This is a genomic window from Neptunomonas japonica DSM 18939 (assembly GCF_000422765.1).
Taxonomy (GTDB): domain Bacteria; phylum Pseudomonadota; class Gammaproteobacteria; order Pseudomonadales; family Balneatricaceae; genus Neptunomonas; species Neptunomonas japonica.
The window spans coordinates 21,169-33,774 of record NZ_AUGR01000019.1 but is presented as its reverse complement, the minus strand read 5'-3'; the positions used below and the strand labels follow the sequence as shown (position 1 = coordinate 33,774).

The following is a 12,606-nucleotide window of genomic DNA, read 5'->3' as shown; positions in this document are numbered from 1 at the left end:
TTAGGAACAGGGCTCCGATTGCTAACTGGTTACTAGAACTATGGCGTATTTCCATCGGAGCGATTACGCTGCATGCCACGCCAATTCCCCCTTTTTGTAGAGCAGTGCACGGTTTATCTAGGTTACTGTGCCACTGATGATTTTAAAGACGTGATTAATCAATTGAATTAGTTCAGGGGAGTTAGTATCGAGGTTGGATATCAGCTTTAAATGGGCTTTTTAAGCGGGCCGCTTGAGCGAAGTTGTATCGTTTGCCCAAGCGGTGAATCGATATTCTTATTTATCTATTTTAACTGAGCTGCCTTCACCAAACCATTTTTCGGCTAGTGCCTTGGCTGCTTTTAAACTCATTTCTTTAGAGTGGATATCGCCAACAGGGCGTCCATCTTTGTTAAATATTTTGTAACTCATTTCATAGCTCCAAGCTTTTTTTATTTTCCATTCTTATTAAATGTAGTCCATTTTTGACAGTATTATGGATTTTAGTTCGATTTTCTGTCTTTTTATTTGTGTTTAGAGCGTAACTGTCACGAAAAATGTTTATTTAAGGTGTTTGTTAGTGGGGCAGGCATCACTGCGTTCGAGATAAGAATGACGTTTTTTTATTATACTTTAGTTGTAAAAATCAAACGTTTGCTTGAATTGACGTGCAGTGCCGAGCAATCTGGTCTACGAGATTTGGTGTTAGCAGTTGAAGTTAATGCAGCAAAGATAATGTGCATGCTTGTTATCAGCTAAGGCAAATACTGTCTTATCTTCATTAATCCCTTCTTTATACATGAGTGTATTGTCATTCTTATTTTATGTAAGTACGACATACAGCATGCGCATCTGATAATTATAATAAATTGAACTGAGACGCGTAACGATACCGCGGCAAGGCTATTCACGGTCCGTTACTTCCTAGAGGCTTCTCAGTTTAGGAGGCGGGATGCTATTTATTACGAATCGATTTCCTAAACAAAACATAGAAACTGAAATTGGCCGTATTTTCGATTTTGATCTTGAAAATAACGCGTCAAGTAATTCGGTGTTTTTCTGTGAGCGTACGGACGAAAAAGAATACACCGAGATTGGTAGTATTGATTTTTTAACGCGTCTTAAAAAATCCAAATATCGTCAGATTCTTATCTACATTCATGGTTTTTCTAATCTCCCCGAAGATGTATTTGCAGCTGCACAAGAGTTCCGTGAGTTGTGCGATAAGCAGAAAAAGAAAGAAGTTCTGGTGATCCCCTTGATCTGGCCATGTGATAACGACCTCGGGGTTGTGAAGGATTATTGGGATGACCAAAAAGCAGCCGATCAGAGTGGTTTTCCTTTTGCGCGTGTACTTGAGAAATTTTTAGCATGGCGCAGTGATGAAAAGCTAAATCCTAGTGATAATCCTTGCTTCAAGCGTATTAACGTTTTGGCGCACTCTATGGGTAACCGAGTTCTTCGTGAAACCTTATCTGTTTGGAAGAAGTACGATCTTCCTCAAGGTGTGCCGCTTATTTTTAGAAATACGTTTTTAGTGGCGGCGGATGTGGTCAATGAAACACTGCACGAAGGCGAAAAGGGAGAGGTGATTTGCCATGCATCGCGTAACGTAATTGTTTATCACGCTTCTGATGATCTCGCGCTGCGTGCGAGTAAAATATCTAATCTAAAAAATAAAATTGCTTCACGAAGGTTAGGGCACACAGGGCCAGAAAAAATTGATGAGACACCGCAAAATGTCTATTCAGTAGATTGTGACGATGTAAACAACAGTTACGATAGACCAAAAGGGCATTCGTATTTTAGGTCGGGCAGTCGAAAGGGATCACCGGGTAAGGTTTTTAAACACATCTTTGCGTGTTTATTATCTGGGCGCGTGTTTCCTGATGATGAAGATCGTCGCACGTCGATTTTAAGCTCAAAGAAAAAAAGCTGACTTTACTTCGCACTTTCTAAAGGAGAATAGAAGTGGATACGGGTCTGATAACGGTAGTACCTTTTTCGACGCCAGAGCGTTTTAGAGAGTTAAAAGCGGCGCTAGATACCTTGCCATATAATATTAATGTTATATGGCCAGAGGATTGGACGTGCTTAACTCAAGCAGAACTGGGCAGCGCGCTTGTGGTGTTTATTTCTGAAGAACAGGCATCAAATCTTGAAGTATGCCAGTATTTTGATGAGCTGGGTGGCCTTCCTAAATTATGTATTTTGGATGACATTAGTGGCTTTAAACAGCGGCGTATTATTGATCGCTGCCATGATGTGATGACATGGCCATGCAGCGCCGAAGAGATTAGTTATCGTTTTTGCCGAATGCTGGAAAACAGCACTAAGCCTACGGGGGAAAAGTCACTGGATACTGAGCTTAAGCAAGCCTTTATTCAGATGAACTTTATTGGGGACTCTCCGGTTTTTTCGCAAGCGCTCTCACGTATTCAAAAGGCAGCAAAGCACGATGTTTCTGTTTTACTGATGGGTGAAACAGGCACAGGGAAAGAGCTCGCAGCCCGTGCTATACACTATATGGGGGGGCGTAACGCACAGCCTTTTATCCCAGTTAATTGCGGTGCCTTACCCGAAGATATCTTTGAAAATGAGCTGTTTGGCCATTCGCAGGGTGCTTATACGGATGCTAAAAGGAGCCAGTTAGGTTTAGTCGCTCAGGCAGAAGGAGGCACGCTTTTCTTAGATGAGATTGATTCGTTGTCTTTAAAGTCTCAGGTGGCATTGTTGCGTTTTCTACAAGATCATCAGTACCGGTCACTTGGCTCGCAGAGTTATGTAAAAGCCAATGTGCGTTTGATCGCAGCGACCAATGCCGATTTAGCAGAATTGGCGCAAGCCGGTACTTTTAGAGAAGATCTATTTTACCGTCTCAATATTATGCAAGTTACTATGCCATCTTTACGTGAACGCACTGATGATCTTCCACTGTTAACGGATCATCTAATAAAGCGTTTTATGCTAGAGCACGGAGGGGAAGAAAAGCATTTATCCGCAGGTTGCTATGCCTGGATGCGTCAGTACTTATGGCCGGGTAATGTACGTGAGTTAGAGAATGTTTTACTGCGAGCCTTTCTTGAGACAGAAAGCACGGCAATTCTGTTATCACCACCTGCTCAATGGGTTGAAGAAAATGAAAGTATTAATATTTCCGGTGTTAATTGGGATGTGGATTACAATGAAGCTAAAAGTCTAGTTGTAGGCGCGTTCGAAAAAAATTACTTAATGCATGTACTTTCAAAAGCCGACGGGAATGTTTCGCAAGCGGCTCGGCTTGCCGGTAAAGAACGGCGCTCGTTAGGCAAGTTAATCAAAAAGCATGGTCTCAGGTAGTTTTCTGCTTCTTCATAGTTTTATCTAACGCTTATTCCTTACCTAAATCATAACGATATATCTCTCTGGGTTAAAAGTAACCCACCTGCATAGGCTGCAACCCACCTCGTTATAAGACAACCCCACTTTATTCAAACGTATGTATTAACTAAAGAATTTTTCACCAGTTAAATACAAGAACTTATAGATCACGAGTTAGCCGGGTCATTTTTCCCCCAGTTAAAATGATTGATAAGACTTAATTCATTAAAAATCAATGAGTTATTTTTTGGTATGTATCTTGAATTGATTAAATAGTATCAATCTTGCTTTAACGAAAATGAGTAGTCAGGTATGCAAAGCAACCACAATGATGATATCGAAGTAATGCGCATCGCTAGTGAAATCAGGCGCTATCTGGGTAATCACCCACAAGGGGTCGACACTATTGATGGTATTACGAAGTGGTGGTTGCCACAGCAGCGTATTGAGGAGTCATCTTTGTTAGTGCAGCAGGCGTTGGATTATCTGGTTTCAGAATCTCGTATAAAGCGAACAACCAACCTAGACGGTAAGTACTTGTACTTTGACTCAACCCCAGTTCATGGCGAGCAAAAACATTAACGGAATCAAAGGTAGAGGAGTAAGGACATGCCAGTTTCTCTCACATATCCCGGTGTTTATATTGAAGAGATACCCAGCGGTGTGCGAACTATCGCCGGAGTCGCCACATCGATTACTGCCTTTGTTGGCTATACGAGTAAAGGCTCACTAGATAAGGCAACGTTTATTAGTAGCTTTTCGGATTTTGAACGAAGCCATGGTGGGCTGCATCGAGATAGCCCACTTTCTTATGCTGTTAGGCAATTTTTCTCTAATGGTGGGAGCCAAGCTTATGTGGTGCGAGTTGCTTCAGGGCAAGCTGCAGCGAGTTGGCAGTTGAGTGATGGGGTTGGACAGGTTTTAGATATTGCAGCATCGAGTTCTGGCGCATGGGGTAATGATCTGCGAATGAGTGTTGAGCATTCAGGCACACGTAACCCTGATGCTGATTTTAATTTAGTGGTATCACAAGCTGTGATTTCAGGCGGTGCTCCTCAAACGGTGGTCCTTGAAACACACCGTAACCTTAGCCTTAATCCCAACTCACCAAATTACGCAGTGGCATCTGTGAATGCGGCTTCTGCATCAATTAAAGTAACACAAGCGCCTTTGGTCTTTGCCGCTTCCGGATTTGCTGTCAGTCAAAGCATTACGTTTCCCTTGGTACTAACTAACAATCTATTGTCAGGGTCGGTGGACGGAGGCGAAGCATTCTCGCTAATACTGGCATCCAATTATGCTGATATCGGTGCATTACTGACAGATGTTAATTCAGCCATTGCAACAGCGGGGCTCGCAACACGAATGGTGGCTGTGGAGTCTGGTCTTGATGGCGATGTAACAGGCAATGGCAGCTTACGAATAGCGTCTTTGGCGGTGAGTGAGTCATCCTCAGTGGTTGTGGCCGTCGGTGATTCAGGAGGTTTAGCGTCGGTTATTAGCTTAGGTTTGGCAAGTGGTGGCCGTGAATTTACAGGAGATTCAGAGCATCGGCCGAATGTAGTCAGTGGGGGGTTACCGCAGAGTGTGGGCAGTGATGGAAGCAAAGGAGGTGCGCTCGAGCTTATCGGTAGTCCTGCCTCTAAAACTGGCATTTATGCATTGCTTGATGTCGATCTGTTTAATCTATTGTCGATTCCTGAAAGCCGCGATTTACCGCCGGTTCAGGCTGACCCATTAATCCAGGCAGCAATAAAGCTCTGTGAAGATGAGCGGGCCTTTTATATTGTTGACCCTCCAAGCGGCCAGATATTAACGGACATTGGCACCTGGGCAAATGGTGTTTCTCAGTCTCGCAACGCGGCGGTGTACTTCCCTGCTGTGGTGGTCTCTGATCCGCTTGATAACTTTAGGGCGCGTGCTATGGCACCTTCGGGTTCTGTGGCAGGTGTCTTTGCCCGTACCGATAGTACGCGAGGGATTTGGAAAGCACCCGCAGGCACGGATGCAACGATAAATGGCGTGGCGGCTATTAGTCCTGTGATGAATGATATTGAAAACGGCCAGCTGAACATTGTGGGTGTGAATGCTCTGAGAACCTTTCCTACCTATGGAAAAGTGATTTGGGGTTCCCGCACGATGAAAGGTGCAGACGCGCAGGCTGATGAGTATAAGTATGTTCCAGTGCGCCGTTTAGTGCTGTTTTTAGAAGAGAGCTTATATCGCGGTACCCAATGGGTCGTGTTTGAGCCTAACGATGAGCCATTGTGGTCTCAAATTCGGCTGAACCTTGGTGCATTTATGCACAACCTTTTCCGCCAAGGGGCTTTTCAGGGAATGACACCGCGGCAGGCTTACTTTGTTAAGTGCGACAAAGAAACCACCACACAGAATGATATTGACCGAGGCATTGTCAATATTGTGGTTGGCTTTGCCCCACTGAAACCTGCTGAATTTGTCATTATCAAATTCCAGCAGATCGCTGGTGAACTTGAGGTTTGAAGGAGTAAATCATGGCTCAGTTTAGTGTTAATCCACAACGATTTGATCCCTACAAGAACTTCAAGTTTCGTGTGAGGTGGGATGGAAAATATGTCGCAGGTATTAGCAAAGTAGGCGCGCTTAAACGCACTAATGAACCGATCACTCATCGAGAAGGAGGAGATCCTAGTACAGAGCGTAAGTCGCCGGGGCAAACAAAATTTGAAGCAATCACGCTAGAGCGAGGTGTTACTCACGATAAGGAGTTTGAGCAGTGGGCCAATAAGGTATGGAATTTCGGTTCAGGCCTAGGCGCTGAAGTATCCCTTAAAGATTTTCGTAAAGATATCGTCATCGAGATGTACAACGAAGCGGGTCAATTGGCCATAGCGTACAAGGTGTTTCGTTGTTGGGTGTCTGAGTATCAAGCCTTACCCGAGCTGGATGCCAGTGGTAGTGCTGTTGCGATTCAGTTTTTGAAGTTAGAAAACGAAGGTTGGGAGCGTGATTATGATGTGTCTGAGCCTGTCGAACCTGATTTCACTGAGCCAGCAGCTGGGTAATGGCTGATGAAATCTCTAAACGCAGACGAGCTGCTTAGCGTATGGGAGCAAGGGCTTAACCAACCTTTGTTGCAACGTGCCTTAATGTTGTTGGCTGCTGCGTTTCCAGAAATAAACTCAGACAGCCTAGCAAAGCTGAGCATAGGGCAGCGCGACCTATTACTGATGCAGTTACGCGAGCGTTTGTTTGGGCAGTTACTGTTAAACAGGTCGGCATGCCCTTCATGCGATGAACAACTGGAGTGGCAAAATAATTTATCCGACTTCATGGTTCCTAATGGCAAGCACGCCAGTGATCAACACTTTGAGCTTGAGCAAGAGGCGTATCAACTGCAGTTCCGCTTACCCAATAGTTTGGATATTGCGTCGGTTGTAAACAGTAAGAGTGCATTATCAACACAGCAGCAATTGTTATCTTATTGTGTATTAGAGGCAAAACGTGAAGGTTCTGATTATGAACCTGAGCATTTACCAGAGACGATTGTTCAAGCACTGATGGAGCGTATTGAGCAGTTAGACCCTCAAGCGGATATACGCATTAACCTTGCATGCCCTGAGTGCTCTCATGAATGGACGGTATTATTTGATATCGCCAGTTTTCTCTGGGAAGAGGTTAACGGCTGGGCTGAGCGGACGCTGCAAACCGTTTATAAATTGGCGGTGGGGTATGGCTGGAGTGAGCAGCAAATATTGAGTTTGAGTCCAGTACGTCGGCAACTCTATCTAGGAATGATGGGGGCGTAATGGATTACTTTCAGAGCTTAGTAGTGCGCAATCAATCCGATAATGCTCAAGCGAAGTCGAGCATTAGGCTTATCGTTCAGCCGCGCCTGCAATTAAGGTTTGAAGAAAAAAGCTTTAAAGAAAACGCTCCTGTGTCTGTACAAGAGAATGACTCACCATATGAACCAAGTGATGATTCGGTACATATAAGGAGTGAGTTATCCGCAAACATGTGGCCGCAAGAGCAAAGCACCCTTGAACCAAATAAAAAAGCCCCTTTGCATAACCACTATAGTCTTGAGACACATAAAAAAAACCCAGAGCTTAATCTGCACAACGCTCATTTTAAGACCAACTCTTTGGAGAAAAACCAAGAGCCGCTTTTTAATAGCTCAATTGAATCTTCTTTTGAAAAAGGCTCGTTTGATGGGCCACTTTCTGCACCATTTATTAAGAGTAATAGAAAAACAAAATCAGTATCGCAAGAGAAATCATTATCAGAAGAGAAATCATTATCAGAAGAGAAATCATTATCAGAAGAGAAACAGCCACCGCTAATCATTGATCATGCTCTTAATCAGCGTATACAAACCGTCCTGCAGAGCTTAAGTACAAACACACATTCAGTCACAAATATAAATACGGACGATCAATCACCTCTACGTGAGCCAGTAAAGCTTGTTAGCCAGTCAGCTAGTTCTGTATTGGGTAAGCCTGATGTTAAACAGCAAGCACTAAGTGAGCAGAATATATCGACTGGAGAATTACAAACGCCAGATTGGTTGGCAGAGCTGCGTTCTGGGTTACAACAGCGCTGGCAGACACAGAGTCAAGTCGCAAGTGTTGAGCCGGTGATCAATGTCACTATTGGACGCGTTGACGTACGTGCCGTAACAGAGAATACGGCCCCGCAGGTTAATACTCGTAAAAAACCTGTGAATACCATGACACTAGAAAGTTATTTAGAACAGCGTGATCGCCGGAGGCAAGGATGAGTAGCCCCGCGGCATTAGCCACTGTCACAGCAACACTTAAAAGCTTGTTACATGGACTGGTGGATAATGAAGCTAAAATCACGACGCAGCCACCTAGTAAAGCGCGTAGCGGTGATGATGAACAGATCAATATTTTTCTGTACGGCACACAAGTTAACACTGCATTTAATAATTCACCACTGCCCGGTACGAGCCGCAATGGAGAGAGTGCGTATCCGCCAATGCCATTAACACTGAAGTATCTCATTACTGCTTACGGTGCTAATGATGATGATATTTCTGGCCAGCAGTTGATGGGGCAGTTAATGAGTCTTTTACATGATCATCCAATTTTAGGCCCGACAGATATCATTGGTATCATGCCAGACTCGAATCTACACCATCAGACTGAACGTATTCGTATTACCGCTGATGGCTTGTCATTAGATGAGATGTCTAAACTATGGGCTAGCTTTCAGTCGGCAGAATATAGGTTGTCAGTGGGATATGAGGTTTCCTTGGTGCTGATTGAAAGCACTCGTCCTACCGCTACGCCATTGCCGGTTTTAACCAGAGGCGAAGCCGATCAGGGCGTGTTAGCGCAGGCCAGTCTGATTCCGCCATACCCAGCTCTTATTGAGATAGAACTGCTTAGCCAGCAGGAAAGTGCAGTATTGGGAGATTCATTATTACTTAAAGGGCACCATCTCAGTGGTGCTAGCAGGGTACGTTTTAATCACCAGAACCTTGCCAACCCGGTTGAGATAGCAGTAATGGCGGGTGGAACCGATACACAGTTACGTGTGGATATCCCTAATGCTCCTGCTGGTTGGCGAGTAGGGGTTTATGCAGTCGAGGTTGTTATTAATAAGGTAGGTGGGCAGAGTGTAACAAATATATACCCACTGACGATTGCCCCCCAAATATTGTCAATTGCTCCCCCTAATCCCGTAGCGCGCAATGGTGTGGGCGCAGTGGCATTAACATTGACTTGCAGCCCGAATATCTTGCCACAACAGCGTGCAAGCTTATTATTGGGCGGTAAAGAAGTGCTTGCTCAAGCACACCCCGCATCGACTAATACAGTGAACTTCATCGTTGAAAGCGCTGCGGTGGGTACTCGTCATGTTCGCTTACGTATCGATGGCATCGATAGTTTATTGATCAATAAAAGTGTAACTCCTCCTGTTTTTGACGCTGCAATGGAAGTGGTTATCGTATGAAACAACATCCGGACTGGGCTAGTATCAATGAACAATACTTATCAGCCATGTTGATATGGCTGCGTTTGGTATTACAGCAGGCCGTTCATAAAACTGAACCTAAAAGTGAAGCCCAAGTTAAATCATGGAGTGCTTGGTTTAGCCGTAAAAAAGCGACACAAATTACGCTTGGTCATGATCATGCTCCCAAAGACGATGAGGTAGATAAAGCCCATCAAGCTATGGTGACGCTGGAAGCAAACGACCCTCCTCCTGCCATGGTGTTGTTATCACAAGCCTTAGGCTTATCTACGTTTGATACTCAGGTGCTAGCACTGTGTACAGCGATGGAGCTCGACACTGGTATTGGTGAGTTGTGCGCTAAAGCGCAAAATGACCGTAATAAACCCTACCCAACATTTGCGTTAAGTTTTGTACTTTTTGATGACCCTGATTGGAATGTATTAACTCCTCAAGCGCCGTTGCGATATTGGCGACTACTAGAGATTAACCAACCAGGAACACAGACGTTAACGAGCGCCGCACTTGGGGCAGACGAGCGAATTGTTAATTATATTAAAGGGCTGAGCTATCTTGATGATCGTTTGTCCTCTTTGTTGGATGGTATTGATGTCCAGTTGAATGCAGGTTATGCGTTACCCCTTTCTCAACAGGAGCAGGTTGAGAAAGTTGTTGCTGCACTGCAAGTGAGCTTTGGCAGTAATAAAATACCTGTTATTGAGTTGTTAGGGCATGACTCTGCCAGTAAACGTTTAGTGGCTGAGCGTGTCTCATCTGCTCTAGATGTGAATCTCTTTTCTATCAATTTGCAATCATTCCCCAGTAGTAACGGTGATTTCGAAGCCTTTAGGCGCCTTTGGGAGAGAGAATCTTATTTAATGCCGCTCGCTTTATATCTTGATGTGTCTAGTAGCAGTGATTCTGAAAAGCACTTACTTCAACGTTTTTTGGAGCATAACAAAGGAATTACTTTTGTCAGTATTGAGGGAAGTAGGGGGGCAGGGTTTGAGCAGCACCTCTCAATTGATATCAGTAAGCCAACGCCACAAGAGCAGCAGCAACTGTGGAGTAATGCATTGCAGCAATCTAACGACGGGCACTCCCAACGTTTGGCAGAGCAGTTTTCTTTTTCACAGCATGATATTTACGCTTTGGCTCACGCAGCTTTGCAGCGCTGTAAAGAAAGTGAAACGGCTTTAAATGGCGAGCTATGGGATGTCTGTCGTGTTTCTGCTCGCGCCGGTATGGAAAAGTTAGCACAACGAATTGATAGTAAAGCTACCTGGAACCAACTGGTATTGCCGCAGGAGCAAACAGAGTTGCTTCGGCAAATTGTGGGTCAGGTGGCGTATCGCAATCATGTTTATGAAGGATGGGGGTTTCGTGAGCAAATGAACCGTGGCTTAGGCATTAATGCTTTATTTGTTGGCGAAAGCGGAACCGGGAAAACCATGGCTGCTGAAGTGATAGCAAATGAGCTTGAGCTTGATCTGTATCGGGTTGATCTATCATCGGTAGTGAGCAAGTACATTGGAGAAACGGAAAAGAATCTTCGCAAGCTGTTTGATGCGGCAGAAGATAGCGGCGCCATTTTATTTGTTGATGAAGCCGACGCACTGTTTGGTAAACGCACTGAGGTAAAAGATAGTCACGACCGTTATGCCAATATTGAAATCAATTACCTTCTACAGCGTATGGAGTCCTATCGAGGTCTCGCTATTCTTGCCAGTAATATGCGAAGTGCATTGGATAAAGCGTTTGTAAGGCGCTTGCGTTTTATTGTCGATTTCCCATTCCCCGCTATCGAGCAACGCGCAGATATATGGAAAAAAGTGTTTCCTACACAAACTCCAATTGATGGAGCACTCGATTATCAGCATCTTGCTAAGCTGAGCCTCACAGGCGGGAATATACATAACGTGGCCATTAATGCTGCATTTTTGGCGGCCCAGCAAAACTCACAAATTAGTATGCCACTCGTGTTAAGTGCAGCCCGCAGCGAGTACAAAAAACTGGAACGCCCCGCTAAAGAGTCAGACTTTTGGTGGGGTAAGTCGGTGGGGACGGTCGCATGAGTATTAATTTGCATATAGAGACACTGGTACTGGATGGTATTGATATTCAGGCGCACCAGACACAAACGCTAAGTGCAGCGTTGACTGCTGCTTTGGAGACCAAATTAAGGGAGCAGCTGCCGTGTCAAGCAAGCACAGAAACGCTATTACCCTTTACAAGCAATCCATATATTAAGACCTATCCTATTTCCATTAACCGCAGTCAAAATGCCAGCAGTATTGGTGAGAGAGTTGGTGATGCAGTGTATTGGGGGATCAGAAAATGACAATGTTATATGCACCTCAAACTAAGCAAATTGATCGATCAACGGCGTTACTGGCAGGGCACATTTTGCTGCGAAAATGCGCTTGTGGTCAGCACAAGAGCGCGAGCGGCCCATGTGAAACATGTAGTAAAAAGAATGCCCAAGCTAATCACATTCCTGCTTCGGTATACGATGAGCTGCATTCAGCTGGGGAGCCTTTAGATGCAGCAACGCGCTCTTTTATGGAGCAGCACCTAGCACAAACATTAGTGAGTGCGCCGATAAGCTCAGCTCAAAGAGGCGTTGCTGCAAGTAGTTTGAGCTTGGGTGCAGCGGATAGTCTTTATGAAAGAGAAGCAGATCAAGTGGCTGATACTTTACCTTCAAGCCCTCTTCACTTTTCATCAGTACGTGAACAAGCAAAACCTCTCACACGATTAGATCTTTCTAGCGTGCGTATTCATACCGGTGATAAAGCAGCTGAATCAAGCAATGCTATTAATGCTAGAGCTTACACCGTTGGTAGTGATGTGGTCTTTGGAGCTAATCAGTATTCGCCTGGTACATCTACAGGGCGGCATTTATTAGCGCATGAATTAACACATGTAGTCCAGCAATCGACTAATGGTCAGGTCTCACGAGTTATTCAGCGAGTGGGATGTGCAGGGCGAACTGGCCGCAATTGTAATGGCGCTAGATGCACCACGCCTGCCGGCCGTAGAGGAATGTGCCAATGGGGTGGTATGAAATTTGGCTGTAATTGTAGGGATCAGTCCGGTGATGCACCCACTCCTGTAAATTTGCCTTATTGGATAACCGTGTTATTGGGCGCTGCGGCTACAGCAGCGATTATTGCTTGTTTTGCCTCAGGCGCATGCGAGTTTGGACTGATTGTTGGTGGCTTAGGAACAGCCGCCGCTGCCGCTGTTATTGCGTTACTTAATGAAGCGGGCATTAGAGATAGTGGTGGAGATTCAGCTTAA

Annotated in this window: 12 protein-coding genes; 11 read left to right on the top strand and 1 reads right to left on the bottom strand. The window is 44.8% G+C overall.

The window, feature by feature from the left end; translation table 11 throughout:
* Positions 1 to 276: 276 nt before the first annotated feature.
* Positions 277 to 411, bottom strand: a complete 135-nt coding sequence (locus G511_RS24845; protein ID WP_268927839.1) for a hypothetical protein — start codon at positions 409 to 411, stop codon at positions 277 to 279.
* 520 nt (positions 412 to 931) lie between these two features.
* Here G511_RS24845 and G511_RS0113010 point away from each other — a divergent pair.
* The 11 genes from G511_RS0113010 (at position 932) to G511_RS23900 (ending at position 12,606) form a co-directional block, all read left to right on the top strand.
* Entirely contained in the window at positions 932 to 1,918 is a 987-nt protein-coding gene (locus G511_RS0113010; protein ID WP_028470015.1) for an alpha/beta hydrolase, read from the top strand.
* A gap of 32 nt (positions 1,919 to 1,950) precedes the next feature.
* Positions 1,951 to 3,318: a sigma-54 interaction domain-containing protein gene (locus G511_RS0113005; protein WP_211224908.1), complete on the top strand. Its 1,368-nt coding sequence runs from the start codon at positions 1,951 to 1,953 to the stop codon at positions 3,316 to 3,318.
* Between the two features lie 333 nt (positions 3,319 to 3,651).
* Positions 3,652 to 3,921 carry a hypothetical protein gene (locus G511_RS22850; protein WP_051222035.1) on the top strand — a complete coding sequence of 90 codons (270 nt, stop codon included), beginning with the start codon at positions 3,652 to 3,654 and terminating at the stop codon, positions 3,919 to 3,921.
* 27 nt (positions 3,922 to 3,948) lie between these two features.
* On the top strand, positions 3,949 to 5,841 hold the full coding sequence (locus G511_RS0112995; protein WP_028470013.1) for a phage tail sheath family protein: 1,893 nt from the start codon (positions 3,949 to 3,951) through the stop codon (positions 5,839 to 5,841).
* An 11-nt stretch (positions 5,842 to 5,852) separates the two neighbouring features.
* Positions 5,853 to 6,383 (top strand): phage tail protein, encoded by a 531-nt coding sequence (locus tag G511_RS0112990; protein ID WP_028470012.1) that lies wholly within the window; start codon positions 5,853 to 5,855, stop codon positions 6,381 to 6,383.
* 6 nt (positions 6,384 to 6,389) lie between these two features.
* The gene (locus G511_RS0112985; RefSeq protein ID WP_028470011.1) at positions 6,390 to 7,127 is read left to right on the top strand and encodes a T4 family baseplate hub assembly chaperone; all 738 of its coding nucleotides are present in this window, start codon (positions 6,390 to 6,392) and stop codon (positions 7,125 to 7,127) included.
* Positions 7,127 to 8,101, top strand: a complete 975-nt coding sequence (locus G511_RS0112980) for a hypothetical protein (RefSeq protein WP_028470010.1) — start codon at positions 7,127 to 7,129, stop codon at positions 8,099 to 8,101. Before G511_RS0112985 ends, G511_RS0112980 begins: the two co-directional genes overlap by 1 nt.
* Positions 8,098 to 9,303 (top strand): Pvc16 family protein, encoded by a 1,206-nt coding sequence (locus G511_RS0112975; protein WP_028470009.1) that lies wholly within the window; start codon positions 8,098 to 8,100, stop codon positions 9,301 to 9,303. The genes G511_RS0112980 and G511_RS0112975 overlap by 4 nt, the downstream gene beginning before the upstream one ends.
* Positions 9,300 to 11,378, top strand: coding sequence for an ATP-binding protein (locus G511_RS0112970; protein WP_036552019.1), 2,079 nt, complete (start codon positions 9,300 to 9,302; stop codon positions 11,376 to 11,378). Before G511_RS0112975 ends, G511_RS0112970 begins: the two co-directional genes overlap by 4 nt.
* Positions 11,375 to 11,644 carry a hypothetical protein gene (locus tag G511_RS0112965; RefSeq protein WP_028470007.1) on the top strand — a complete coding sequence of 90 codons (270 nt, stop codon included), beginning with the start codon at positions 11,375 to 11,377 and terminating at the stop codon, positions 11,642 to 11,644. The genes G511_RS0112970 and G511_RS0112965 overlap by 4 nt, the downstream gene beginning before the upstream one ends.
* Positions 11,641 to 12,606 (top strand): eCIS core domain-containing protein, encoded by a 966-nt coding sequence (locus G511_RS23900; RefSeq protein ID WP_051222032.1) that lies wholly within the window; start codon positions 11,641 to 11,643, stop codon positions 12,604 to 12,606. Before G511_RS0112965 ends, G511_RS23900 begins: the two co-directional genes overlap by 4 nt.

Excerpts from the sequence above, each read along its gene's own strand:
- G511_RS24845 (WP_268927839.1), bottom strand. The coding sequence starts at position 411 with ATGAGTTACAAAATATTTAACAAAGATGGACGCCCTGTTGGCGATATC.
- G511_RS0113010 (WP_028470015.1), top strand. The coding sequence starts at position 932 with ATGCTATTTATTACGAATCGATTTCCTAAACAAAACATAGAAACTGAA.
- G511_RS22850 (WP_051222035.1), top strand. The coding sequence starts at position 3,652 with ATGCAAAGCAACCACAATGATGATATCGAAGTAATGCGCATCGCTAGT.
- G511_RS0112995 (WP_028470013.1), top strand. The coding sequence starts at position 3,949 with ATGCCAGTTTCTCTCACATATCCCGGTGTTTATATTGAAGAGATACCC.
- G511_RS0112990 (WP_028470012.1), top strand. The coding sequence starts at position 5,853 with ATGGCTCAGTTTAGTGTTAATCCACAACGATTTGATCCCTACAAGAAC.
- G511_RS0112985 (WP_028470011.1), top strand. The coding sequence starts at position 6,390 with ATGAAATCTCTAAACGCAGACGAGCTGCTTAGCGTATGGGAGCAAGGG.
- G511_RS0112980 (WP_028470010.1), top strand. The coding sequence starts at position 7,127 with ATGGATTACTTTCAGAGCTTAGTAGTGCGCAATCAATCCGATAATGCT.
- G511_RS0112975 (WP_028470009.1), top strand. The coding sequence starts at position 8,098 with ATGAGTAGCCCCGCGGCATTAGCCACTGTCACAGCAACACTTAAAAGC.
- G511_RS0112970 (WP_036552019.1), top strand. The coding sequence starts at position 9,300 with ATGAAACAACATCCGGACTGGGCTAGTATCAATGAACAATACTTATCA.
- G511_RS0112965 (WP_028470007.1), top strand. The coding sequence starts at position 11,375 with ATGAGTATTAATTTGCATATAGAGACACTGGTACTGGATGGTATTGAT.
- G511_RS23900 (WP_051222032.1), top strand. The coding sequence starts at position 11,641 with ATGACAATGTTATATGCACCTCAAACTAAGCAAATTGATCGATCAACG.